This window comes from Methanosarcina soligelidi, from assembly GCF_000744315.1.
In the GTDB taxonomy this organism is placed as follows: Archaea; Halobacteriota; Methanosarcinia; order Methanosarcinales; family Methanosarcinaceae; genus Methanosarcina; species Methanosarcina mazei.
The window spans coordinates 3,515,685-3,539,758 of the sequence record NZ_JQLR01000001.1; the positions used below are offsets into that span (position 1 = coordinate 3,515,685).

Sequence of the window (24,074 nt, forward strand, 5' to 3'; positions counted from 1 at the left end):
CTTATCCGGTTAGCCTCCATGAATGATACTATATAAAGGATTATCGTGATATTAATATAAAGAACTGAAAAAGGGAGTCAGGTATGAACAGTAATCTTTACAGAAAAATAATGGTCGCAACAGATGGCTCGGAAAATGTAAAAAAAGCTGTCAGTACCGCTGTTGAACTTGCAAAGCTTAGCAGGGCAAAACTTTATGCAGTATATGTTGTTGCTGCCGGTGGAGGGTATACGTTTGGCCATCCCAGAGACCTTGGATGGGAAAGAGCAATGAAAGAGCAGTTAAATGCTGAGGGGGTAGAAGCGACAGCTTATGTGGAAACTGCCGGAAAAGCTGCTGATGTGGATGTTGAACCCGTTATTCTTGAAGGGGGCCCGGCAAATGAAATTGTCGATTTCGCGGAAAAAAATAATATCGACCTCATAGTACTGGGAACACTGGGAAAGACGGGAATTGAGAGGTTTTTACTCGGAAGCGTTGCTCAGAACGTGGTGAGGCATTCCAGAAAAGCCGTACTGGTCGTAAAAGAATTGGAAACAGAGTGATGAAGCATACGTACCGGACACAAAAACAGGCGGCATATGCAGAAACTCCATGTGTAAAAACATAAAGCGAAAGGTTTCCGGGCAGGAGCTCCGAACTTTTTCGGGATAGATTGATTTACCTGCCCGGTCCAAATGTCTTTCAATGATAGAACTCTTTCTCAGCGTACTGGATTTTGCGCTTCCTGTGCTTGTAATGATTTTTGTCGGGCTTGTAGGCACCAGTGTACTTGTAGAGCTTGGCCTGATGCAGAAATTTTCAAAACTTGCAAGCCCTGTTTTTGCCTATACGAACCTTCCTGAGACCTGTGCTTCTTCTTTTGTCGTGGCAATAGGGTCTGCAGATGCCGCAAACAGCATGCTTCTTCAGGCAAAAAAAGAAAACTGCATCAACGACAGGGAAGTCCTTCTATGTTCGATGATGAATGCGACACCTGCCTATTTCAGGGAACTTTTCACCTATCAGATCCCTATAGTGCTTCCCGCACTCGGGCTTGTGGTCGGAGGATTTTACTCTCTTGTATTTGTGTTCACTGCCGTGGTAAAAGTTCTGCTTATTGCGGTTGCGAGCAGGATATTTCTTAAGGGCAATTCCTGTAAAGCCCCTGAAACCCGGAGCAGAGAAAAAGTGTCCCTGAAGACTGCTTTTGAGCGTGCATTCAGGAAAGAGTTCAGGCTCTTTCTGAAGATAGCAGGAATTTACCTTATAGCAACCACGGTTATTTTCATCCTTCAGGAAAAGGGAGCTTTCGAAATTTTCAGTGTGCTTCCTCTTGCAGAGCTGTTTAAAATCCCGCCGGAGACAATTGTCCCTCTTACAAGTTACGTAGCGAGCCCCATTCTGGGAATTTCCCTTCTCGGACCCATGATCCATTCGGGAGAGATGACAGAGGTACAGGCAATGATCGTACTTATGCTGGGCAGCATGTTCATGCTCCCGATTTTTGCTATCCGCAGCCAGCTCCCGAGGAAGGTAGCTATTTTCGGGACGCGCCTTGGAGTTCAGATTGTTGCATATTCGACATCAATAAGTATACTTGTAAGGTTTGCAATTCTGCTAATACTGCTCAGTATGGTTTCCTGAAAATAACAAATGGGTTTTAAAAATAATTGTCAAGTTGTATCAAATAAATATTTTCTCAAAAGAGCCTCAGGATATAAAAATGTTAAAATAATTAAGTGAAGATCACAAGAAAGGAAAGACAGATGGATAAAACTGAACTAAAGTTTAGTTGTATATACTTAAAAAAATATTAAAAGCAAGTTAGTGAACGGGGTTTTTTGAAGGAGGTTAAAATATGTTGGATTTAATTATGAGCAATAATATTTGATTTTGAGCTTGGCCCGTTCACCAAGCTCAACAGAGGAGTAAGCAATATATAAAGTTTTTGGCACAAAAAAATACAATGCCTTTTTGTACCATAAATAGAAAAAAAATACTAAATTTTCAGATATTCTTTCCTTATATGACTAATTAAACAGAAAATGATATTAATATGAACAGGAATGTCATTGCCTGTCCTGGATGAAAAGAGAGAATAAAAGAAAAATTGATTAAAAATTAAATTAAAAGAGTTATGTAATTTCATAACCATTATCTTTTTGTAATAATACTAATCCTGGCATAAAAAGATTCCAATCATTTTAGATTATACTAAAAAGAGATTTAAACGATAATTGCCACACTATAATATGAAATAAATATATACACACAGAATATTAGAACTGGAAAGAAAACATAGCCATCATGAGCCTTCTATAGAAAAACGGATCTTATAAGGCTTAAAAGAGAATAAAATTGAGGGATATGGCATGAGAGAAGAAACTTTTAAAAAAATAATGGTTGCAACCGATGGTTCCGAGCTTGTAAAAAAAGCAGTTGAGACTGCCGTTGAAATAGCAAGGCTGAGCGGAGCTAAACTTTACGCTGTGTACGTTATAGTTGCAGCAACCCGTTCTCCGCGAGACTTCGGCTGGGAAAGAGCTGCTATGGAGCATTTCAGGAAGGAAGGCGAACAGGCTACCCGTTTTGTGGAAGAGAGCGCAAAAGCTGCCGGAGTAGAGGTGGAATCCGTACTGCTTGAAGGGAACCCTGCAGATAAAATTGTGGAGTTTGCAGAACAGCAGGGCACTGAAATGATCGTAATGGGGACACTCGGAAAAACCGGACTTGACAGGTTCCTGCTTGGCAGCGTAGCCGAAAAAGTGGTGAGGCATTCAAAGACACCTGTACTTGTGGTAAGAGAAGAAAACCCCTAACAGAAATAAAAGCTGATAGATAAGGAATTAAATAAAAAAAGAGGGCTTCAGAGTTTAAATCTGAAGTTAGCTGAAATCTGAGCCTTTGAAGACAGAAAAAACTGACTGCAATGGCTCAGATATTAAAAATACTGTTTTATCCGATTACACTCAGACCGGAGACCCGGATAGAGGGCGTGATTATGCCACCAACTTTCCTCACGTCCAGGCCTGCACCTGTGATGTTCTTAAGGAGCTCGAAAGCATTGCCCGAAATCATAATAGATTTTACAGGCTTATCCAGGGCTCCGTCTTTGATTGTAAAGGCATTTCTGGCTTCTACGGAAAAGTCCCCGGAAATCGAGTTTGCGGTATGAGCGCCGATAATTGTGTTTACGAAAATCCCTGAGGAAGTATTTGCAATAACGTCCTCCTGAGGATAATCGATTATGAAGTTCCTGAGCCCCACCGAAGGAGGGCTTGTATAAGATGACCTTGAACCGTTTCCTGTACTTTTCACACCGGCTTTTCCTGCCGTGTAGCTGTCATAGAGGTAGGACTTAAGGACGCCGTTTTCAATAACTGTGGTGTGCTGAGAAGGAACTCCTTCGTCATCCGAAGCTGAGGTTTCTATGCCTGCTTCAATCAGCCCATCGTCGTAAATGCACAGTTCGGAAACAGCAATTTCATCCCCGAGCTTTTCTATCAGGCCGGAACGTCCTTTTTGCACATTGTCAGCGTCAAGAGAGGGAGCGAGGGCTTCTTCAAGAATGTCAGAAAAGGCAAATGGGTGAAAAATAACATCGGTTTTCTGGGGCTCGATTTTTATTCCACTTCTGGATTTCAGGGCAAGGTCAGAAGCGTTTTTCCCGAGAACAAAAAAATCAATATCAAGAGACCGGGAAACAGCAAAGTCATAGGCTGTAGAGGTATCTCCGTTTACGGTGATAACATCGACAAAACCGGAAACTGCTGTTGACTCCTCTTCTATTTCTATCCCGTTTGTGTTCAGGATAAGCCTTTTGCTCTTAGAACGGGTAAACCCTCCAGAGGTAGGAAGCGTGCCTGGAGTCTCTTTTGTACCTTCAACGAGTTCTACGGCATAGCCTATGCATTCCTCGAGTTTGAGAGCCTCAACTTTTTTGTCGAAAATGCCTGAGACCTGAGGGTATTTCCCGTTTGAAGGAAGTGCTACCCAGTCAGGGTCACTTTCCCGGACACGGGCTTCTGCAACCGCAATCTTTACGGCATTCTCGAGTTCTGCTACAGAATTGGTGCTGGAAAAGCCCACTGCTCCGTTTACTATAGCACGAATTCCCAGCCCTTCAGAGAAACGGTCCTTTGCGCTTTCAAGGGCATCTTTTTTGAAATTGACGCTTGTAGAATGGTTTGCAGCGTAATAAATTTCGGCTTCTTCGGCTCCTGCCTGTTCTGCCATTTTCAGGGCTTTTTCTGCAAGCTCGTACATCTTCAGGCACCTCCTACAAGTGCTTTCGAAATGGCAATATGTGGGGACCCGTCAGACACAGGTACAAGCTGTCCGGCTTTTCCGCACCTTCCGGCAGTCATTTTCAGGTCGTTGCCGACCAGGGTCACATGGTTAAGGATTTCAAGCGTCTTTCCTGAAAGAGAGACGTCCCTTAAGAGCCCGGTAAGCTCTCCGTTTTTTATAAGGTACCCTTTTTCGGCATTGAACTGGAATATACCTTCTCCGGTGTTTACCTGTCCGCCTCTTGACCCTATAAGGTACATGCCGTCCTTTACTTCCTCGAGCATCTCTTCAAACCTGGAATCTCCGTTGTCAATGAATGTGTTGCTCATCCTGACAACAGGCATGGAATAACCCTGAGCCCTGCAGTTTCCCGGAGTTCCTCCAAGTTTGGCTGCTGTTTCCCGGGAGTGGAGATAAGAGTTAAAAATTCCGTCCTTTATTATCTCAGTCCTTTTTGACTCCGAACCTTCTGCATCAAAAGGATAATATCCAAACTCATGCAGAGTCGGGTCGTCAATAATGTTAATAAGCGGAGATGCGATCTGTTCTCCTATCCTGTTTTCAAGAATGGAATCACCTTCAAGCACAAGGTCGGCTTCTGAAGCATGCCCCACGGCTTCATGGGCAAATACGCCTGCCAGCTCCTGGTCAAGCACCACAGGCATTTCCCCGCCTTTAGGTGTTTTAGCTTTTAAGAGTTCAAGCGCGGTCTTTCCCGCTTTTCCGGCAAGTTCGAGAACATTTTCGTTTTCAAAAAGCTCATAACCGTACCCGAAACGGCTTTCCCTGCCTGCCTGATAAACGCCGTTTTCCGAAGCAACGGCAGAGACTGCAAAACCGACATTTAAAAGCTCATATTCACATTCCAGACCTTCGGAGTTCCGGTAATCAACTTTAAACTCAGACTCGAGATACATTACCTTTGTACTGTGAACACCTTCAAGCTTTGCGTGTTCTTCAATACTCTTCAAAAGGCTTACTTTTTCTTCAATTGCAATATCTCTAGGGTTAGTCCTTACCTCAGGAAGATCCCTTACTTCAGGAGAATCCACGGCTGCAAGTTCTACATCTTCTTTGGGGGTGCTCGCATTCATAGAAAAAGCAAGTTTTGAGGCCGTGTCGACCCCGCGTTTAAGGTTAATATCCCCTTCAACAGCCGTATAGCCCCAGGAACCTCCGCAGAGGGCCCTTATTCCGGCCCCCTTTGTGAAGTTTCGGGATATTTCTTCTATCTTTCCGTTATCCAGGACGATAGAAGTGGAACTGCCTTCTATCACCCTGCAGTCATAAAATTTAATGTCCTGCATAATACTATTCATGATCAGTTCCTGCACCCGAAGAGATTAATAGCCTGTACGGAAGCGGGTGATACTTCCGGGATGTCGAAACTTAGTTTTGTAATATTTTTGAGTTTTTCAATAATTGTATTCTTTCTCGGACCCACAAGGCTGTGTTCCATTACTTCGGCTATTGAGGAAACAGGAATGATCTGGATCTTTTCCCTGTATGCCTTTTCAACAAGAACATCTGCCTCGTTGGCTTTGGGTATGATGACTTTCTTCATGCCGGCCTGGGCTGCTGCCTCGATCTTGTAGGTGACACCGCCAACAGGCAGGACATCTCCCCTTACAGAAAGAGAACCGGTCATTGCGACAGTCTGATCCACAGGAATCTTTTCAATGGCAGAAATTACTGCAGTTGCTATGGAAACCGATGCACTGTCTCCTTCCACACCTTCATATGTCCCAACAAACTGAATGTGGACATCATGGCGCGAGACATCCGTGCCTGTCATATTCTTGATAACTGCGGATACGTTCTGCACAGCTTCTTTTGCAATAGTCTTGAGTTTACCTGTGGCAATAATTCGCCCCTCTGCTCCGGAAAGGGCAGGGGTGACTTCGGATACAATCGGAAGTACGATTCCCGAATCTCCGCCCATAACTGCAAGCCCGTTGACTCTTCCGACAGCGGAACCTTTCCTGAGGAAAGACTCATATTCCTTGCGCTGTTCGAGGTAGCTGTCTGCAAGCTGCTGTTCTATGGACCTTGCAATCCTCTTCGCTGCAAGAACATGCTCGGAAGTTGTAAGCGGAGCGCCTTCGGAATGGGCAATATCGCCTGCAACACGCACAAGCCCTCCGAGGTCACGGAGTTTGAGGGTAAGGTGGCCTTTCCTGCCTGCACGCCTTCTGGCTTCCCTTATCACTTCTTCTACAGCTCCCTCGTCAAAGTGAGGGATGTGACCGTCTCTCATGACTTCCTGGGCAACGAAGCGGACAAGTTTCTTCCGGTTTTCATGTGTGTCTTCCATGGAGTCCCGCATGTAGACTTCATACCCGTAACCTTTTATCCTTGACCTGAGTGCGGGGTGCATTTTCTGAACAGCGTCCAGGTTCCCTGCAGAGACCATAATAAAGTCACAGGGTACAGGCTCGGTCTTAACAAGAGCTCCGGAGCTTCTTTCGGACTGCCCGGTAATCGGGTATTCCTTTTCCTGAAGCGCGGTCAGGAGGCTCTGCTGTGACTCAAGCCTGAGAGTGTTGATTTCGTCAATGAAAAGCACACCTTTGTGGGCTTTGTGAATGTCTCCGGCTTCTACCCTGTCGTGTGCAGGGGTCTCAAGCCCTCCGGACTGGAACGGGTCGTGCCTGACATCACCAAGCAGAGCTCCGGCGTGGGCTCCGGTTGCATCGATGTAAGGTGCGTGCTCCTTATCATAATTTGAAACCGCCATTTTCGGAATCATCATTTCCTCTTTGGGAAGGAACTGGCGGGTTAACATGAGAATCATTATGCCTGCAATAATACCCCAGAGAAGCTGAGAGACGAAATAAGAATAGATAATAATACCCACAACAAAGAGCATCATAAGCATGTTCCGTGCCTGGGCTTTCTTTCTTGCTTCCATCTTGTGAGCCATGACAATTTCTCTACCTTTTCCGGCCGGAACCTCTCTTATCTTGGGGTTATTGAGATCCTCAAGATTGGGATATACAAGGATATCCTTGAGCTCCTCTTTAGGAAGAAGTTCTGCCATTGCTTTTGCAAGCAGGGACTTTCCTGTACCTGGAGTCCCTATCATCATGATGTGACGCCTCTGGCTGGCGGCCTTCCTCACGACCTCCACTGCGTGTTCCTGACCCAGCACCTGGTCAATAAGGAGCTTGGGGACCTCTATATTTGAAGTGTCTTCAAACTGGAAGCCGATGTCAACATCTTCATCTATATCTTCATGTAACTCAGACTCGGCCATGACCTTGTTAGGCTCATCCTTTGTCTGGTCGGCCGCAGACGGATCAACTTTCGGAACAGGCTCTTCCATTTTATGGGCCTGCCTGTCCATATTCTCCGAAGATCCGTCTATGTTCTGATTATTATTATACACCATGGTTAGCTCACATATTCGAACGTTATTTGATAGACGTTATCTGATCGAGATTATATACTTGACGCTTTTGAAAAAACAATAAATCTGAGTAGAATAACGGGAAAAGCGGCTGTTACAATAACAGATTCCTGAAGTTACTGTAACCCCATCCATACTTCGGCTAATTATATAAACTTACTGTATATAAAATTAACCTACCACTGTACATACAGTATATAGAAGCCTTTCATTATATACTATTTGCTGGTTAATATTAGATCCGAAGTTCTGGACGGAAAAATTAAATATCAAATTAATGCACAGGAGAATTTGCAGGATATTTTTTACATGAATATGCGATATCCCCTATATAAATATCACCTGACCTGAAACTCTGTATTGAGGAGTTCATCCAGTGCCTGACAATCGATATCGACAGTTATTTAAAAAACAGGAAGGAATTCTCTCTCATGGCCAGAAGCAAGGTAAAAAATCTTCTCCTTCTAAAGCAGATTCACAGTGCTGTAAGCCAGATCAAGAAAGGAAAACTGGATAAAGCTCTAGAGACTCTGGATAAAGCCGAAACATCTGCAAGGCAGTCGAAATCAACAGATGCTCTCTATTATATCCTTTTTACCCGTGGGGGCATCCTCTATTCGGCAAAAGAATACGACCAGGCTCTTGAAGCTTATGAAAAAGCCCTTGAAGCTGGTTCAGATCTCCTGAAAACTGACCCGGAAAATGCTGATTACCAGCATTACATGGGTACAACCCTGAGCAATACTGGAAATCTCCTGAAAAAGAAAAGCGAAATTGATAAAGCTGACGAATATTATTCTCAAGCCCGAAAAATTTATTTCGATCTGATCAAAAAGGACCCTCAGAATGCTGTATACCAATCTTATGCCGGAGAAAACCTGAACAATTACGGTGAACTTCTTATGGAATCCGGCTCCCTCGAAAAAGCCTGTGAAATCCTGAGAGAAGCTATTGAAATTTACGAAAAACTTTATAAAGAGAAGCCCGACAACCTCGGTTATCAGGCAGAACTTTCAGTCGCGCTCAGCCAGTTAGGAAGTTGCCTCAAACATCAGGTGCCTGAAGAATCTGGAGCGGCAAAAGAGAAACTTGAAAAAGCTCTGGAATTGCAGGAAAGTCTGCTGGACCAGCAGCCTGAAAATGAGAAGGTTAAAGAAGCCATCGCCCTGACAGAGGAAAGACTGAAAGGGCTTTAAAAGTCCTTCAAAGGTTTTTTCCGGAAAACAGCAGCATGTGAACATAAAAGAGAACCATCAGCCCGACGACCACCCCCCATATAAACTGAAGAGTAAAATAAGAGTAAACTACAAGTCCGAGAACAAATAAAGTGATCAGGATATTTGCAAGCCTGACCTTTCTCTTTGTTCCGGGGTCGTGAGGAGTTCCGGCTTCATCCTCGTTCAGGTCGCATTCGGTGAAATAACGTCTTTCCTGCTGCACAAGGAAGTAAATCCTCAGGATAAGGATATCAATGATTATACCCCAGAGAAGCTGACCTATGTAAAAGGTATAGAAAAAGATAGCCACGAGCAGGATTCCGATTAAGATAATTAAGAATTTTTCATACCTGCCTTTTCTATCAGCCCGAATGCCAGTCCTGTATAAACTTCTGTCCATTTTCTCTTTCTCTGTCTCCCGATCCATACTGCCCTGCCTGTAAGTACCCCTTCAATGTAGATGAACAGTAAAATATCCAGAAAACGCGCGTTTAAGAAGATATAAAACTCCAATATCTATTAAAACTTTAATACCTATTATATTTATTATATAGTTTTTAATAATATATAAAAAGTTGGAAAAAGAAAGGAACAGGAAGAAAAAACGAATTCGACAACATAAGCTATAAGGCAATAAAAGCCCTCTTTTTAATATGCCTGAGAAGCCCGATAGACTGAGAGAAGAAGCAGTAAAACATTTTAACAGAACAATTGACCTGATGCAGGAAGGAAAGCCCGAGGAATCCCTTGAAGCGCTCCAGAAAGCTGAAAATGCCGCACAGGAAGCAAAAAGCGAAGCTATCCTGTTCCACACCTTAAAAGCGAGGGGTCAAATCCTTCAGTCCCTTGGCAGGCTTGAAGAAGCTCTGGATACTTACGTTTTTTCCTTAAAAATCAGCTATAAATCACTCTTAGAAGACCCGGCAAACGAACTCTATACAGACACCATCCGTCTTAACCTCAACAATATCGGAAACCTCGGCAACATTTTTCAGAGAGCTGGCAACTTTATCCTATCGAAACAATGCTATGAGACCGGACTTGAGATCTGCCAGAAGCTTCTTGATTCCCACCCGGAAAACACCTTTTATCAAATGTATGCAGGAAATACCCTCAACAACCTCGGAGAACTCCTCTTCAGCAAGGGACAGTTAGAAGAAGCAGAAGAAAAATACGAAAAAGCCCTGGAAATATATGAAAAGCTCCTTCAAAAATACCCTGAAGATACGGAATATCTCTCAGATAAAGAAATGACCCTTAATAACCTTGGAATCCTCTTTTCTCAAAAAGGGCAAAAAGAAGCAGCAAAAAAGAACTTCAAAGAATCTCTTGAAATCCTGGAAATCCTGAGCAAAAAAGACCCCAGAGATCAGAAGCTCAAGGAAGAAATTGCCCTCAGGCGGAAAAAGCTTGAAAAGGTTTGAAACATGATTTCTGAAGCAAATTGAATAATCTTCAAAGAAACGTTTCTCTTTTTACATACATGAATTTTTTATTTATCAGAATTTATAAAACAAACATTGTCTCCATCGAGCGTAACAAAAAAGACACGAAATAGCGAATATTGTTGCAAGGGTCAGAGCTTTTTTTGATTATTTTGCTTTCTTACTAAAACTTACTGTTATAATATTTTAATTAGTCCTCTTGAACGAGCGAAGCGAGTGAAAAGGACAGCGGACTCCCGAGGCGCAATTCGGGGAGTAAAAAGGACAGCGGACTCCCGAGGCGCAATTCGAGCGAGACGGGACTCGGGCGCTGAAAACTCTCTTATTGCTGATATTATGTGAACAGGTCGAAAATGTTCCCGAGCATGCTGCTGTCAGCCTGGTAGAGTTCTGTGTATTTGCAGTGCTTGCAGGTGATGTGGGTGAATTTTTTATTCTGAATATCGAGAAGCTTGCTGATCAAGCCACCTGTTGTGCGGATCTCACCGATGTCGTAGGAGCTGTTTCCGCATTTAGGGCAGACGAAGTTAATGTTTTTGCTCATTTTTCAGCCTCATTTTTATTCTCATTTTTATTCTCACTTTTATTCTCACATTTATTCTCACATTTATTTTTAGATAGTTTGAAGTATGGAATAGCTTTATTTTTACGCTATTTAATGTTATTGCAGAACTGCAGGTGCAGGAGAGATTCCTTAATAGGCTTACAATTTTTAAGAAATAAATATATTAGAAAAGAAAACCAATACAGCGTTACACACATGAAAGTAAAAGCTATAATTACAATCGCCCTGATAATCTCGGCTGCTTTAATGGCTGCAAAAATCTCACCGGGAGAAGACTCGGAGCAGTTCGGGGAAGGGAATTACATCCATATTGACACTATGGTGATTGAATTTAACAGGACGGATGCGAATGTCCAGATAAAATACCATCTGAGCCCTTTTGCCCAGGTTTATATGTTCATGTTCGGGAGCAAGCATCTGGAGCCAAAAATAAAGGATATATTTTTTGATTTTGAAAATATAGAGGTCCGCAGGATAGGCAGATCCAGTGCATTAATCCACGTAAACGACATTTCCAGACATGACGATGAATACTACCTTCACGACTCAAGAGAACTGGGAATACAGCCGGATATACTCACCCTTGTTTATCCCGACAGGACAAGGCAAAATATAGAATATGCCAGGGCTACTCCAGACATATTCTATGTTTGAAATTATAGTCCGGATTCTCAATGGCGGTCCTGCCTTCCACTAATTCAATTTCATTTATGATTTGTTTATATGATTGATATGATTTATTTGTACGATTTATAGGATTTATTTGTACGATTCCTTTATTTTGTTTCTTTAGATGGTTTCTTTATACGATTTCTTTAATTCAAGCTTCTTATTTTTCTTACATTTATTTGCGTTTATTTCTTCCATTCTCCGAAATCAAATAGCTCAAATAGGAAACTAATGATAGGAAATATCACATAAAGGATATAAAGTAGATGTTTCAGGAATATATATTTAGTAAAAGAAACCCAATTTTCTTTGATAGCAATGGGAAGATTCACATTAAAATGTCTGAAATGCGGAAGGGAATACGGACAGGAATACAGGCTAACCTGTGATAATGACGACTCCCTTTTGAGGGCGGATTACTTTGAAAAAAAGCTGGAACTTAGAGACCAGCCCGGAATAGGGAGATTCCATTCCTGGCTCCCTGTACAGGAAGAGCTTACCACAGAAGCGGGGCCAATCACTTACAAAAGCGAAGCTCTCGCAAAGGAACTCGGGCTTTCCAACCTGTATATAGGGTTCAGCGGGTACTGGCCCGAAAGAGGGGCATTGATTAAAACCTGCAGTTTCAAAGAACTGGAAGCCCACCCTACAATGCAGCTTCTCAAAGAGTCCGGCGGAAAAGCCATAGTTCTTGCCTCTGCAGGCAACACCGGGAGGGCTTTTGCATATTCTTCGTCCCTTACAGGCACGGACGCTTATATAGTGGTCCCGGATTCAGGCGTTTCGAGCATCTGGCTGCCTGAAGAACCTGCTGATTCCATTCATCTTATCAGCATGACTCCGGGTAATGATTACACCGATGCTATCAACCTTGCAGGCAGGCTTGCAAAACTCCCGGGAATGGTTCCCGAAGGAGGGGCAAGAAACGTTGCCAGAAGGGAAGGGATGGGAACTGTAATGCTTGATGCAGCCGTGACCATAGGAAAAATGCCTGACCACTATTTCCAGGCTGTAGGGAGCGGTACGGGAGGAATGTCAGCATGGGAAGCTTCACTGCGGCTCAGGGACGACGGGCGTTTCGGCTCAAAGCTTCCAAAACTCCAGCTTGCCCAGAACCTCCCATTTGTTCCCATGTACAATGCCTGGAGGGCAGGAAGAAGGGAAATCATCCCTGAAATTGACATGAAGGATGCAAAAAAGCAGATAGAAGAGACATATGCTACCGTTCTCACCAACAGGGCTCCTCCTTATTCCATAACTGGAGGGCTATATGATGCACTTGTCGACACGGACGGGATAATGTATGCCATCACAAGAGAAGAGGCTCTTGAAGCAAAAACCCTTTTTGAGTCCCTCGAAGGGATAGACATCCTGGAACCTTCCGCAGTTGCGGCTGCTTCCCTGTTAAAAGCTGTAGAAGCCGGAAAAGTGGAAAAAGGCGATGCCATTCTCCTTAATATTGCAGGCGGAGGTTTTAAGCGGCTGAAAGAAGACTTTACGCTATTCCAGGTTGAACCTGATGTTACAGTCAGCAGTTCTGAAGTCTCACTTGATGAACTGAAGATTTGAACTTCCATTACGTCCGGAATCAAATTTCAAAAAACATAACAAAAATCTGTGTAAATCTGTTAATAGAAACCTGTAAGAAAAACAGGCTCATAATACTCATAAGCATAAGCACGGCAGAAGGTATAGGCATGTTAAACCCGGAAGAAGAAGTAATAACACTCATGAAAAAAGCAGGAATTGACCTCGTGGCAACCCTGCCCTGTGACAGGATTAAAAATCTGCTTCCCCTGGTCTCAAAAAATTTTCCAGAAATCAAGATGACAAGGGAAGAAAACGGGGTGGGAATTTGCGCCGGGTTCTATCTTGCAGGCGGAAAGCCCTTAATGCTGATTCAAAGCACAGGGCTGGGGAATATGATCAATGCCCTTGAATCCCTGAACGTGACCTGTAAAATACCCCTGCCTGTCCTGACGAGCTGGCGTGGCGTTTACAAAGAAGCAATTGAAGCCCAGGTTCCTCTCGGAGTCCACCTGCCTGCTATTCTTGAAGGGGCAGGGCTTGCATACACAATAATCGATGAGGTTGAAAAACTCCACCAGATTGAAAATGTAATCAGTGACGCCTTTGAAAATTCCAGGCCCCATATAGCCCTGATCTCCCCAAAAGTCTGGGAAGCTTCAGAGTGCTGCGCCTGGCAGGGTGCAGGAATGCCAGAAAAGCCGGAGGTTATGGAAAGGACATGCAGTATTTTCCTCAAAAAAGAGGTCCTCAAGCCGGTAATGCTGAGAAACGATGCCATCTGCGCAATAGCTTCAGAGCTTGATGACGAAGTTACTGTAACAAACCTGGGAGTCCCCTGCAAGGAACTTTATGCCTGTAAAGACAGGGACCTTAATTTCTATATGTTTGGCTCAATGGGGCTTGTCTCTTCCATAGGTATGGGAATTGCCCTCCGTTCCGAAAAAACAGTTGTCGCTTTTGACGGAGACGGAAGCCTGCTTATGAACCCAAATGCCCTTCTTGAGATTGCAAAAGAATCCCCGAAAAACCTCATTATTATTGCCCTTGATAACGGCGCCTACGGGTCTACAGGTTCCCAGGAAACCTGCGCTCTCAGGTACATTGACCTCGAAATATTTGCAAACGCCTGCGGGATCACAAACACAGCCAAAGTAAATACCAGAGAAGACCTGATAAAAGCATTCAAAAAGTTTAGAGACATGAAGGAGCTGGCTTTGATCCACGTAATCCTGAAGCCGGGAAATACAAACGCTCCAAACATTCCACTGAGCCCCGAAGGTGCCGCAAAGCAATTCAAAGAAGCCCTTGAAGCAAAAAAGAATTAAAAGGGTTTGATTCAGGCTTATTGAGATTTGATCAGGGGTTAATCTCTCAAGCCTTATTCTTTAACCCTTTATTCTCTCCAGCTTATTTTGTCAACCGGTTCTGTGAGCCTGAACCTTCCCGTAAGAAGCTGTTCTTTAAGTTCCTGTGCGGCTTTTACTGCCCTTGCACGGTCAGACTGGCGCAGAGTTACCTTGATATCTCTGAGACAACCTCCGGCTTCACATTTGACAGTACCCAGGTTTGCCCTGAAGGCTTCCCCTCTGCACCTTGAAATACAGAGCCCGCAGTTAAAGCAGAGTTCAGGGTTATGTTCAGCTCCGTTTTCTTCTTTGCTTACTGCGCCCATTGGACACGCCTCAGCCACAGGGCAAACCTTGCAGTTAATACATTTTCCTGGATCGTACTTTACTCTCAGGTCTGCGTTATCCCAGACGTCCCCGTATGTTATATCGCAAAGGGGAATCCTGCCCGCTACGTCCACCAGTTTGAGCGGGATCTGGCTGTCCAGTTTAAGGATATTTTCCAGCATACTCCTGGAAAGTACAGGGATAGGGACAGCCCACGTATTGATAATTTCAGGGCCTCCAGAAGTTACAAAGCCTCCCATGTACTCAGGGACCATATCATGAAGATCCGCAAAACCGGTAAGGTTGGGGTTATCAGGAACGCTGCGAGTGCCCTGGCCTGTGACAAAACCTTCAGCCCCGTTGATCAGAACTCTTGTCCCGATCCCTATTGTCTCGAGTCCGGGGTCGTTTTCAATGGGGTTCAACTCTCCGCAACCGCAGAAAGTCATCTCCCTGAACTCCCCTTCAAAAGGCAGGGCATGGAAAATAGTGTTGATAGGGTCCTTACCGGGATTTACAAACGCTCTGTAATTTTTAAATGCATGTCTGGTTGCATAAAGACGTGCAAATGGGATTTCAGAAAGGCAGGTATCTACGGAGAAACACTTGCCTTCATTTGTGGTTACGTCAACGCGAATGATTTTTCCTTCAACCATGTCCCGGAAAAGATGCCCACCTCCGTAACGGGGATCTGAGACACTGTGAGCTGTCCCGAGTACTATAATGTCAAGGACACCGAGCCTTTCGTTGGGGCACGGCCCAACAACTGCCGGCACACCGTTCAGAAAAACTTCAGAAGCTTTTATAAAAGAGTCAGGTTCTGAGACTTTGAATGAGAAAACTGCATAAGTTCCGCTCATGATTCCGCGGGTGGCGGTGGTTACAACATCGACATCTTCGAGCCCTATTTCTTCTCCTGCCCTGATCCTGGAGCTGATTTCTTCAGCTGTAAAGACTACGGCTTCTCCGGCATCAATTTTTGCCTGAATTTCCAGGATAGTCCTGTGTTCTTCTATATTAGCAGATGCTCCGTTCATGTTACCCTCAGCGCAGATAACGTATTCATCATATTTTAGATGGAATGATGCCATCTATTTACCATTCATTTAGAGACAGGTTAACTGGATGCAGAGTACATGGGAGTGTATTCAGCCAGATGGGAAAATTGGTGTTTATTCGGAAAACTGATGATACTCAGGAAATCGAAGCACTATATTAGAAGAATGAGCAGAATTAAAAGGTGAACAAAATCAGAATAAGAAGAATCTAAAGGGTAAGAAGAAAAGGCTTCGTTTTTTAATTTCTAATACACTGCCCGGTTAATTAAGCTATAAATATAAATATAAATATAAATATAAATATAAATATAAATATAAATAAGGGTGCCGGGTGCCAGTTCATTTTTTAATAATTTTCCCATAGGAATCTTTCAATTTCTTGAAAGTTAAAGGTCTGCCATGACCTGGATAAAATGTCCTGCACCCCGAATCAATCAATAACTCCCAGCTCTTTAAAAGTTTAGGTACATCATCTGCAAAAGGAGGGAAAATTGTCCCTGGGATGACATTAAAAAGAGTATCACCAACGAATGCAACCTCATTTTTAATAACAAGACTGATAGAGCCTGCAGTATGGCCTGGAGTTGAGATGATTTTTGCGTGAGGGACATACCTGTCCAGATCATATTTATCATTTACAACAATATCAGAACTCACAGGCTTGTATCTTGACTTTGATAACATGAAGGTGTTTCCTATCCGGGAAATGATTCTTGAGAACCATAAAGTGCCCTCAGGAAAGGGAGTTGTACCCTTTTCCAGGCATTCTTTTTCCTCTGCATGAACAAGAATTTTTGCCCCGCTCTTTTCTTTTATTTCGGCAAGGCAACTCACATGATCATAATGAGTGTGGGTGAGGACTACCAGAACTATATCGGTAAAATTAATGTGGTTTCTTTCAAGAGCAATTTGGAGGTTCTTGATTTTGCCAGGGTGTCCCGCATCCACAAGAATTCCCTAACCTCCTGTAACTATAAGGTAAGAGTTTGAATGACCCATTGGGACAGTAATAATACTGTAAGGCTTATCAGTATCCAGTCTTTTAGTGTATGATTTATCACTGTCTGATCTATAAGTATCCGATCTTTCAATGTTTAATCTTTCAATATTTGGCCTGTCACTTTCTGGCCTATTATCATTCATGCTGCCACATTTTAGCCTGGTTGTTCCGTTTAAAGATATTGGAAATTCCCCCGGTGAATATGGAGAAACAGATAATTAGCCGTCCCTATTATTGAGTTTTTCATAAAATAGCTCTCTGCCCGGCTCTCCATTTACCTTTATTAAACAGTTGTATTTTCAACGCTTTCTTGCATTAATTTTTAGCATTCTTCACATCGATGGATAAATCGGTTACAAAACAGTGCAAGATATTTTGCTTTATCAGGACTCTATCCAGCAAAAAAAGCCTGAACCACCCAAAACTTATATAAATGATGATGCGTACTATGGTGTTGCACTTCCGTGCGAGAAACGGAAGCAATACACATTGTAGAGGGCTCGTGGTCTAGACGGTTATGACGTCGCCTTGACATGGCGGAGGTCCTGAGTTCGAATCTCAGCGGGCCCACTTAAGAATTTAGAAAAAACAGTCAGGACCTTTCCAGAGTTTTTTCTGGGAAGCGAAAAACGAAAATACTGCCAGTTCTTTTAAGATATGTTCTTGAAGAGGAACCTGCAGTATTAGATCTGCCTGCCCAGGTAGCTCAGTGGGAGAGCGCTGCCCTGAAGAGGCAGTTGTCCCCGGTTCGAATCCGGGTCTGGGCACCAAAAAAACAGGGAACATCAGTAGTGTAGCGGTCATCACCGGGCGTTGCCAACGCTCGAACCCGGGTTCGAATCCCGGCTGGTGTATAACTTTTTTAGTTATCCTTATTTCAAGTATGTATCTTGTTATAGGGAATATAAGACATCACATAGGGCTCGTGGTCTAGACGGTTATGACGTCGCCTTGACATGGCGGAGGTCCTGAGTTCGAATCTCAGCGGGCCCATATTAAATAATATTAATCAGGCAGTGAACCTGCATTTATCACGTTACTGCCATATCTGCCTGCCCAGGTAGCTCAGTGGGAGAGCGCTGCCCTGAAGAGGCAGTTGTCCCCGGTTCGAATCCGGGTCTGGGCACCAAAAAACAGGGAACATCAGTAGTGTAGCGGTCATCACCGGGCGTTGCCAACGCTCGAACCCGGGTTCGAATCCCGGCTGGTGTATAATTTTATTGACCATGTTTATGATCAAATCTTTTTTCCTTAGTTTTCCAATTATCATTTAACTTTTTTCTTTGATTTGTGTGCTTTTTGTCCGGATTTATCCACTAAGATTAATAAGCAGGGATATTCAGGTCATAAACAATTAAAGATATCACAATAAATGTCAGCTTTTAATAAGATAACCTGTTCCGGATCAAATATTATTAGTTATTAGAGAGAATAGAAAGTTTTGTGCATAGAAGGTTAATCATTCAAACGTAATCAGTTGCATTGTTAACAGATAAAAATATTAAGAAGTAAGGAAGAAATACGCCAATGTGATATGAAAACAAGACAATGTTAACCTAAAAGTTCGTTAACCAAAAGCTTAATTAAAACAAAAGATCATTATAATTATTGGATATACATCTCGAAAAGACAAGAGAGTTTGTTGGAAGAGATTATACCCACTAAGTTGCAACCTGAAAAATCGTAAGGAGATTTAACCATGACAGGAAAGTTCCAGAAAAGAAATGCAGAAAGGAAAGGCGTTAGAAAAGAATATGAACTGGAGCAGAAGTTAATAAAGGAAATCGTAGACGAAATTCAGGTAAGCGGCGGTGGAACACTAGAGTGAGTAAAAAAGTACACATAACTATTCAAGCTGGAGAGATTGTCGAGCAGACCGTAGAAGTGGCTGAAACAGCCACCTACGAAGACCTGCTTGATGAGCTGAACATAAATCAGGAAACAGTACTTGTATTAAATGGAGGGAATGCTGTTCCCCTTGATGGGGCTATAGGTTCTGATAAACTAACGATATTAAAAGTTGTAACAGGTGGATGATCTGCCCTTAAGGGCAGTGCCCCTTCTTTATTGAGACTTATTTTTCCCCCTTTTTAGAGAGATTTTAAAGGTTATTTTTCTGCAAGGTTATTTTTTTGAGGTTATTTCTTTGAGGTTATTTCTGTAAGAGTATTTCTTTGAGGTTATTTCTTTGAGGTTATTTCTGTAAGAGTATTTCTTTGAGGTTATTTCTGTAAGATTATTTTCTGTAAGATTATTTTCTGTAAGATTATTTTCTGTAAGATTATTTCTGCAAGATTATTTCTGCAAGATCAATTTTCTACAAAGTTACTTTTCTAAGTTTACTTTCGCAATATCAGTTTTCTGTGAGATCAATTTTCTGCGAGGTCTTCCTTTTATAGCAGTCATTAACAATGTGGGCCTTTCAGCTTCAGGTTTTAGATTTAACATTAGATCCAACCACGCGTTATCGACTTTATTAGTGGAATCAATAATCTCGGTAACCAGGAAAAATACCGATGAGAACCATATCGAGAACATCTGTAAGAAAACCCTGGAAAGTGAAGGAAAGAACATAATAAATAGGACATGATAAATTAAAGAAGAGAGTTTAAAAAACAAAGGAAAGGATCTAAGAAAGTAGAGAGAAGGGTATAAGAAAATAAAGAATGATTTAAGAAAGCAAAGAGAAGAAATCTAAGAAATTAAAGAAAAGAACTTGAAAGATACGAAAAAACTGAATATCATGGGAAAACAGAAAGAAGAAAAATTAAATAAATATATTATGGAAGGATTTGATTTCCATAATGGTGAATTCCCGAAAGGGCTGTCAGCCATTATGGACTAACCCTTTTGAGTTACTTACTTGGGAGTAAGAGGCACCTTTTTGCTCATAACCTTCAGTTTTTTAATTGCTGAGATCGTTGCCTGAGATTCCTTGTAGATTTTATCTTCATAATAGCTTATGATCTCATCAACAGGGGCTGCAAGGGAATATATCTTTATTGGGCGCCCTTTACCGGGTTTCTTTTCCGAGCGTACGTTGACCCAAGACTGATTGCGCATGAGCCTCATAGCGAGACTGACTTCAGGCTGTCTCAGTCCGGTACTGATTTCAATTTCACGGGATGAAGCTTCGTCAACATTCATAAGATATGCCATAGTTGTGGCAACGTTTCTCGACATCCCGAGATTTCGTAACGTTTCAATAAAAATGTGGTCGTTTTCGTCCAGCACTTTTACTTCATAGTCTTTCATGATAACCCCTTCATAGTCTATTTTATAATTTATTTTGTCAGTTAAAGAATTTGGAGGCAATTATAATTCAGACCTTAAAAGGTAGCTTTCATAATCACCTGTTAAAGCTAATTCCGACTTCAAAAGTTTTACTCCATATAAATATTTATATGGTAGTCTATCCCGTTTTAAAACTTTGAATGAAATAAAAAGCGTTTTTTCACAATCGAGCGGATTGTTTACGTTTTAAGTCCAACAACCGGTTATTAAAAACAAATACAGTACATTTTCATAACCGACCACCAGAGAACCGTTTTGTGAAATTGATGGGAAAATACGTACCGGTTCAGTAATTAAACCTGTATACGTATATAATTAGAAGGTTATTCATTTCCAACATTTAATAATGTACTCATACTATTTAAAGTTGTATATATTAAAAAGGAATTGAAAAACTTTCAACTACACCTGACATTAGAACTTATGAAAAAATAATTAATTATATGAAACATAATAATCCCATGACCCGGATAAAAACCTGAAGGCATCACAACAAAAATATTATAATTGCACTGATAAAAGAAATTGCAGGCAAAAATCCTGACAATAAAACGTCAAAGATAATTTAGAAATGTTTATATCCCGGTTTCAGACAGACCAGACAATTAGCCAGAAAAACGGGTGAATCTGAAACATTCTTCTCGATCTTTAAGAGGTCTTATCCTGAAAGCGCCCAATTGGGATAAAGTTAAAAAACTTAAAAGAGTTAAAAAATTAAAGATCTGTAAAAGGGAGAAAACTCAATAAAGAGCTTCATGAAGCCAAAATTTAAGGAATCTTTTCCAGGGTTAATTTCAGTTAATTTTCAATTATTGCTTTGATTTTCAATTAACTGCTTTGGTTTTCAATTATTGCTTTGATTCTCAATCAATTTGCTTTAATGTTCAATCAATTCCAGTTACTTTTCAATTAATTTTTTTGATTTCGATTAATATGCTTCACTTCTCAATTAATCTCCTTTATTTTCAAGTGAACTTGCTTCCCAGAGAATTTCCTCACAATACATTACCTGGGCTGCTTATTTAATCCTCACTGAAATACTTTCTGACCAGAAGAATTGTGCTTGAACCCGCTATAATAATCAGGAATAGAGCAATAACCATCCCTTCTGCTGTGAAGTCCTGCCATGAATGGACAGATACCCACAGCCCGCTTCTTGTGACAAAAGTCGAGAAAATTACCAGAATAAAAGAAACAAGGGCAAGCATAGGGAGCATGAAGCCGTACTCATCATTGCGGAACCGTAATTTTGCATGCAGATAAGCCGTTGCTGTAAGCCAGGGGATAAGCGAGGAAGTCTCGACCGGATCCCAGGTCCAGTACCAGGCACCCCAGCCAAGTACCTCATACGCCCAGAAGGCTCCAGAACCTATCCCCATTGTAAGGAAGAACCAGGAAACACGCATCCATCCGGTTGCAAATTCCTGCCACCTGCTGTCCCTGAGGATAAGACCTGAAATTGCAGCAGCAAAAGGAAGGGTAAAAGCTGCATAGCCAAGGAACAGAAGAGGGGGGTGTATGGCCATCCAGAAGTTCCTGAGCAAAGGGTTCATGCCCTGTCCGTAAGAAGCAACAAAAGGCTCTGCAAACAGATTCCAGTTTGTAACTTCAGGCACTCCTGCCCATGTTAGATAATACATTGAGAAAGGATTTTTCAATACCAGAAGAAGCAAAAATGCAGAAGCTACAAATAGGGAAACTGACTTCATAAGTGCAAAAAGCTCCGTCTCTCCGAGTACTTTTCCTGCTCGTGTGAAACGCGTGGCTGCAATCATTATGAAGATAAAGCCTGTCCAGACCAGAAAAGACCCTTCCTGACCTGCCCAGAGTGCTGAGAACCTGTACTTCAAGGCGAGGTCAGCGCTGGAGTGTTGAAAAACATAACCGTATTCGGTATCAACCCCAACTAAGTGATAAACAAGCAGGGATATCGCAATGATTATTCCTGCTCCTGCTGCAAATTCCAGTTTTTGTGAGAGGATCATAAATTTTTTATCCTGCTTCAAGAAGTAAAGCAGGGAAGTAAAAAAAGCAAGCAGCCCTGAAGCTCCGGCTATCCAGATGAGCCCCATTCCAGTATTCATACAATCACCATCTGCACACCCGTGTCATGCATTGTTTTACCAGCCCGGTTCTATTTAATTTCATTTTTCAGTTCTCGTTTTTATTTCCTCAGGAAGCTCTTTCGAAAGGACAGTTTCCGCAAAGCTCATTTTCTGGAGTGCTTTTTCCCCTTCCAGAGAACCCGAAATGAAAAGGATCAGAACTCCCAGCACCATCAGATAAAACCCTCCCCAGAGAGAGCTCATAAAAGGCACCTTTCGAATGTAAAGTTCCACGGCCCGTGCTTCCGTGTCTATGGATTTAGGGGCGATAAAAAGTTCTTCCAGAAGCCCCCTGCGGATATAGGTCTCGGTGTAGGACTGCTGCCATTTAAAGTCGCTTATATACCTTACCTGCCCGCTGTCAAAAGGCTGCCCCCATCTGTACACATCAAAATAAATCGTGCTTACGTAAGAAGAACCAGAATGACCGCCATAGGGTTCCCCTTCGACCCCGGATATTATATCAGTGATAAGGACGCTGTAACCCATAGGCTTAAAAGTAGCCATTTCTCCGACAGGTACCACTGCAGAATCCTCAAGGTTCATATTTGTGCTGAATATGATCCCGACAAGGAGCAGGACTGCCCCCAGGTGGATAATATGAGGCCCTGCTTTCCGGAGAATTCCTTTCAGGCTTTTTTCCTTTAAAGAAAGAAGTCTGTATACAACTGCAAAAAATGCCGCTATAAGGACCGGAAAAGAAATATTAACAGGCAGACTGGAAAACAGGGAAAATGCAGCCGAAAATGCGGACCCTGCAATTCCCAGCCCAAATACCAGGAGGCCTGCCTTTTTCCCTGCACTCTTTATGAGGAGGCAGAGGGTGAGCAGCATTACAAGGGCAAGAGTGGGCAGAGCTGCCCGCAAATTAAAATAAGCGGCATCAAGAAGAATTTCTTCTCCTGTACCGAGCCTGACGATAAAAGGGGTTAAAAGCCCCATCGTGATCAGGGCGGCAAGCAGGGTCAGCACCGAGACTGTAGCAAATAGAGTGTTTCGCAGTGTAAGAATATCATTCAGTCTTTTCATAAAAAACCTTGAGAGTGTGAATAAAATATACAACTTAATAAAATAAATACAATTAAATAGGGATAATATTTACTTAAGCCCATTATTTAAACATACATGAAAATAAAGGATTTCTGAAGAAAACAGCGAGAGTTTAATTACTCCATCTTTTGCTGGCTATGAAGAAAAAAATAAGATGGATAAGGGTGTGGGAAGGATTAACTTCTGCCCCGGAAAAAAGTAACAAGGAATTAAAGAGATGATACCACGATAGAGCTGATAATCAAAGCGTTCTGGCTGATGATCCCTGCTTACCTTTCCAATCCCTTCGCAGCTGTTTTCGGGGGCGGAAAACCGATTGATGGAGGCAGGACATATAAAGACGGGAGAAGGATCCTCGGAGACGGAAAGACATATAGAGGGCTCTTTTCAGGCATATTTTGCGGGTTTCTTGCAGGCTGTGTTGAGGTATGGCTGAGTTTCAGAGGGTTTGAGATACTGGGAATCGAAATGCCCGGATTCGGCCCGGATTATACAAGTTCGTTGATAGTTGTGCTTGCCCTTGCTTCAGGTGCGCTTTTCGGGGACATGTTCAAGAGCTTTTTCAAACGCAGAATGGGACTGAAAAGGGGAGCGTCACTGCCTCTCGTGGACCAGCTTGACTTTGTGGTCGGAGCCTGGGTATTTACATACCTTGCTGCCCCTGAGTGGTTCCTGAGCAATTTCACCCCGGGAATTATGCTTACAGTTATTATAATAACGCCTCTCCTGCATCTTACGACAAACATAATCGGATATTTTATAGGTGTAAAGAAAGAACCGTGGTGAA

Annotated in this window: 21 protein-coding genes and 6 tRNA genes; 17 read left to right on the forward strand and 10 right to left on the reverse strand. The window is 42.5% G+C overall.

Annotated features, from left to right (window positions below):
- Nucleotides 1-83 precede the first annotated feature (83 nt).
- The 3 genes from M886_RS15065 (at nt 84) to M886_RS15075 (ending at nt 2,801) form a co-directional block, all read left to right on the forward strand.
- Nucleotides 84-545 carry a universal stress protein gene (locus M886_RS15065; RefSeq protein ID WP_011032077.1) on the forward strand — a complete coding sequence of 154 codons (462 nt, stop codon included), beginning with the start codon at nt 84-86 and terminating at the stop codon, nt 543-545.
- A gap of 142 nt (nt 546-687) precedes the next feature.
- On the forward strand, nt 688-1,626 hold the full coding sequence (locus M886_RS15070) for a nucleoside recognition domain-containing protein (RefSeq protein ID WP_011032078.1): 939 nt from the start codon (nt 688-690) through the stop codon (nt 1,624-1,626).
- Nucleotides 1,627-2,354: 728 nt separating this feature from the next.
- A complete protein-coding gene (locus M886_RS15075; protein ID WP_011032079.1) occupies nt 2,355-2,801 on the forward strand; it encodes a universal stress protein in 447 nt (148 codons plus the stop codon).
- 136 nt (nt 2,802-2,937) lie between these two features.
- Here M886_RS15075 and M886_RS15080 read toward each other — a convergent pair whose 3' ends face one another.
- From M886_RS15080 to lonB, 3 genes are read right to left on the reverse strand one after another with little or no spacing between them, the layout of a single operon-like run.
- A complete protein-coding gene (locus M886_RS15080) occupies nt 2,938-4,248 on the reverse strand; it encodes a TldD/PmbA family protein (RefSeq protein WP_011032080.1) in 1,311 nt (436 codons plus the stop codon).
- 2 nt (nt 4,249-4,250) lie between these two features.
- The gene (locus M886_RS15085) at nt 4,251-5,591 is read right to left on the reverse strand and encodes a TldD/PmbA family protein (RefSeq protein WP_015410880.1); all 1,341 of its coding nucleotides are present in this window, start codon (nt 5,589-5,591) and stop codon (nt 4,251-4,253) included.
- Nucleotides 5,592-5,593: 2 nt separating this feature from the next.
- Nucleotides 5,594-7,663, reverse strand: coding sequence for an ATP-dependent protease LonB (gene lonB, locus M886_RS15090; protein ID WP_048037408.1), 2,070 nt, complete (start codon nt 7,661-7,663; stop codon nt 5,594-5,596).
- A gap of 449 nt (nt 7,664-8,112) precedes the next feature.
- Here lonB and M886_RS15095 point away from each other — a divergent pair, with 449 nt between their 5' ends.
- Complete coding sequence (locus M886_RS15095; RefSeq protein WP_048051430.1) at nt 8,113-8,877, forward strand: tetratricopeptide repeat protein; 765 nt, start codon at nt 8,113-8,115, stop codon at nt 8,875-8,877.
- 7 nt (nt 8,878-8,884) lie between these two features.
- On the opposite strand, the gene M886_RS15100 is transcribed toward M886_RS15095, so the two are convergent.
- Nucleotides 8,885-9,325, reverse strand: coding sequence for a hypothetical protein (locus M886_RS15100; RefSeq protein WP_048051431.1), 441 nt, complete (start codon nt 9,323-9,325; stop codon nt 8,885-8,887).
- A gap of 226 nt (nt 9,326-9,551) precedes the next feature.
- Here M886_RS15100 and M886_RS15105 point away from each other — a divergent pair, with 226 nt between their 5' ends.
- Nucleotides 9,552-10,322: a tetratricopeptide repeat protein gene (locus tag M886_RS15105; protein WP_048037403.1), complete on the forward strand. Its 771-nt coding sequence runs from the start codon at nt 9,552-9,554 to the stop codon at nt 10,320-10,322.
- A gap of 355 nt (nt 10,323-10,677) precedes the next feature.
- Here the strand turns inward: M886_RS15105 and M886_RS15110 are convergent, their stop codons facing one another.
- Nucleotides 10,678-10,887, reverse strand: coding sequence for a zinc ribbon domain-containing protein (locus M886_RS15110; RefSeq protein WP_048038490.1), 210 nt, complete (start codon nt 10,885-10,887; stop codon nt 10,678-10,680).
- 216 nt (nt 10,888-11,103) lie between these two features.
- Here M886_RS15110 and M886_RS15115 point away from each other — a divergent pair, with 216 nt between their 5' ends.
- The 3 genes from M886_RS15115 (at nt 11,104) to comE (ending at nt 14,432) form a co-directional block, all read left to right on the forward strand.
- Nucleotides 11,104-11,562: a hypothetical protein gene (locus tag M886_RS15115; protein WP_048037402.1), complete on the forward strand. Its 459-nt coding sequence runs from the start codon at nt 11,104-11,106 to the stop codon at nt 11,560-11,562.
- A 333-nt stretch (nt 11,563-11,895) separates the two neighbouring features.
- Complete coding sequence (locus M886_RS15120) at nt 11,896-13,146, forward strand: cysteate synthase (protein ID WP_048051770.1); 1,251 nt, start codon at nt 11,896-11,898, stop codon at nt 13,144-13,146.
- A gap of 128 nt (nt 13,147-13,274) precedes the next feature.
- Nucleotides 13,275-14,432, forward strand: coding sequence for a sulfopyruvate decarboxylase subunit beta (gene comE, locus M886_RS15125; RefSeq protein WP_048051771.1), 1,158 nt, complete (start codon nt 13,275-13,277; stop codon nt 14,430-14,432).
- 68 nt (nt 14,433-14,500) lie between these two features.
- Here comE and M886_RS15130 read toward each other — a convergent pair whose 3' ends face one another.
- Nucleotides 14,501-15,817: a methanogenesis marker 16 metalloprotein gene (locus M886_RS15130; RefSeq protein ID WP_048051432.1), complete on the reverse strand. Its 1,317-nt coding sequence runs from the start codon at nt 15,815-15,817 to the stop codon at nt 14,501-14,503.
- 360 nt (nt 15,818-16,177) lie between these two features.
- On the reverse strand, nt 16,178-16,786 hold the full coding sequence (locus tag M886_RS15135) for an MBL fold metallo-hydrolase (RefSeq protein WP_048051433.1): 609 nt from the start codon (nt 16,784-16,786) through the stop codon (nt 16,178-16,180).
- Nucleotides 16,787-17,334: 548 nt separating this feature from the next.
- On the opposite strand from M886_RS15135, the gene M886_RS15140 reads away from it, so the two are divergent.
- From M886_RS15140 to M886_RS15170, 8 genes are all read left to right on the forward strand, one after another.
- Nucleotides 17,335-17,408: transfer RNA gene (locus M886_RS15140), tRNA-Val, on the forward strand.
- A 125-nt stretch (nt 17,409-17,533) separates the two neighbouring features.
- Nucleotides 17,534-17,608: transfer RNA gene (locus tag M886_RS15145), tRNA-Phe, on the forward strand.
- Between the two features lie 12 nt (nt 17,609-17,620).
- Nucleotides 17,621-17,692, forward strand: a tRNA-Gly gene (locus M886_RS15150).
- Nucleotides 17,693-17,757: 65 nt separating this feature from the next.
- A tRNA-Val gene (locus M886_RS15155) sits at nt 17,758-17,831 on the forward strand.
- Between the two features lie 61 nt (nt 17,832-17,892).
- A tRNA-Phe gene (locus M886_RS15160) sits at nt 17,893-17,967 on the forward strand.
- A gap of 11 nt (nt 17,968-17,978) precedes the next feature.
- Nucleotides 17,979-18,050, forward strand: a tRNA-Gly gene (locus tag M886_RS15165).
- Between the two features lie 487 nt (nt 18,051-18,537).
- Nucleotides 18,538-18,666, forward strand: coding sequence for a hypothetical protein (locus M886_RS19410; RefSeq protein ID WP_015410890.1), 129 nt, complete (start codon nt 18,538-18,540; stop codon nt 18,664-18,666).
- A complete protein-coding gene (locus M886_RS15170) occupies nt 18,663-18,875 on the forward strand; it encodes a MoaD/ThiS family protein (RefSeq protein ID WP_011032091.1) in 213 nt (70 codons plus the stop codon). Before M886_RS19410 ends, M886_RS15170 begins: the two co-directional genes overlap by 4 nt.
- Before the next feature lie 822 nt (nt 18,876-19,697).
- Here M886_RS15170 and M886_RS15180 read toward each other — a convergent pair.
- The 3 genes from M886_RS15180 to M886_RS15190 form a co-directional block, all read right to left on the reverse strand.
- Nucleotides 19,698-20,093, reverse strand: coding sequence for a hypothetical protein (locus M886_RS15180; RefSeq protein ID WP_015410893.1), 396 nt, complete (start codon nt 20,091-20,093; stop codon nt 19,698-19,700).
- Nucleotides 20,094-21,154: 1,061 nt separating this feature from the next.
- Nucleotides 21,155-22,216, reverse strand: coding sequence for a cytochrome c biogenesis protein CcsA (ccsA, locus tag M886_RS15185; RefSeq protein ID WP_011032093.1), 1,062 nt, complete (start codon nt 22,214-22,216; stop codon nt 21,155-21,157).
- A gap of 60 nt (nt 22,217-22,276) precedes the next feature.
- On the reverse strand, nt 22,277-23,266 hold the full coding sequence (locus tag M886_RS15190) for a cytochrome c-type biogenesis CcmF C-terminal domain-containing protein (RefSeq protein WP_011032094.1): 990 nt from the start codon (nt 23,264-23,266) through the stop codon (nt 22,277-22,279).
- 258 nt (nt 23,267-23,524) lie between these two features.
- On the opposite strand from M886_RS15190, the gene M886_RS15195 reads away from it, so the two are divergent.
- Complete coding sequence (locus tag M886_RS15195) at nt 23,525-24,073, forward strand: CDP-2,3-bis-(O-geranylgeranyl)-sn-glycerol synthase (RefSeq protein ID WP_268745888.1); 549 nt, start codon at nt 23,525-23,527, stop codon at nt 24,071-24,073.
- The last annotated feature ends 1 nt before the right edge of the window (nt 24,074 follow it).

Bases quoted from the DNA above. Each gene is read 5' to 3' on its own strand.
- M886_RS15190 (WP_011032094.1), bottom strand. From the start codon at position 23,266: ATGAAAAGACTGAATGATATTCTTACACTGCGAAACACTCTATTTGCT.
- ccsA (WP_011032093.1), bottom strand. From the start codon at position 22,216: ATGAATACTGGAATGGGGCTCATCTGGATAGCCGGAGCTTCAGGGCTG.
- M886_RS19410 (WP_015410890.1), top strand. From the start codon at position 18,538: ATGACAGGAAAGTTCCAGAAAAGAAATGCAGAAAGGAAAGGCGTTAGA.
- M886_RS15110 (WP_048038490.1), bottom strand. From the start codon at position 10,887: ATGAGCAAAAACATTAACTTCGTCTGCCCTAAATGCGGAAACAGCTCC.
- M886_RS15130 (WP_048051432.1), bottom strand. From the start codon at position 15,817: ATGAACGGAGCATCTGCTAATATAGAAGAACACAGGACTATCCTGGAA.
- M886_RS15100 (WP_048051431.1), bottom strand. From the start codon at position 9,325: ATGGATCGGGAGACAGAGAAAGAGAAAATGGACAGAAGTTTATACAGG.
- M886_RS15095 (WP_048051430.1), top strand. From the start codon at position 8,113: ATGGCCAGAAGCAAGGTAAAAAATCTTCTCCTTCTAAAGCAGATTCAC.
- lonB (WP_048037408.1), bottom strand. From the start codon at position 7,663: ATGGTGTATAATAATAATCAGAACATAGACGGATCTTCGGAGAATATG.
- M886_RS15085 (WP_015410880.1), bottom strand. From the start codon at position 5,591: ATGAATAGTATTATGCAGGACATTAAATTTTATGACTGCAGGGTGATA.
- M886_RS15065 (WP_011032077.1), top strand. From the start codon at position 84: ATGAACAGTAATCTTTACAGAAAAATAATGGTCGCAACAGATGGCTCG.
- M886_RS15075 (WP_011032079.1), top strand. From the start codon at position 2,355: ATGAGAGAAGAAACTTTTAAAAAAATAATGGTTGCAACCGATGGTTCC.
- M886_RS15115 (WP_048037402.1), top strand. From the start codon at position 11,104: ATGAAAGTAAAAGCTATAATTACAATCGCCCTGATAATCTCGGCTGCT.
- M886_RS15105 (WP_048037403.1), top strand. From the start codon at position 9,552: ATGCCTGAGAAGCCCGATAGACTGAGAGAAGAAGCAGTAAAACATTTT.
- comE (WP_048051771.1), top strand. From the start codon at position 13,275: ATGTTAAACCCGGAAGAAGAAGTAATAACACTCATGAAAAAAGCAGGA.
- M886_RS15180 (WP_015410893.1), bottom strand. From the start codon at position 20,093: ATGAAAGACTATGAAGTAAAAGTGCTGGACGAAAACGACCACATTTTT.
- M886_RS15070 (WP_011032078.1), top strand. From the start codon at position 688: ATGATAGAACTCTTTCTCAGCGTACTGGATTTTGCGCTTCCTGTGCTT.
- M886_RS15120 (WP_048051770.1), top strand. From the start codon at position 11,896: ATGGGAAGATTCACATTAAAATGTCTGAAATGCGGAAGGGAATACGGA.
- M886_RS15080 (WP_011032080.1), bottom strand. From the start codon at position 4,248: ATGTACGAGCTTGCAGAAAAAGCCCTGAAAATGGCAGAACAGGCAGGA.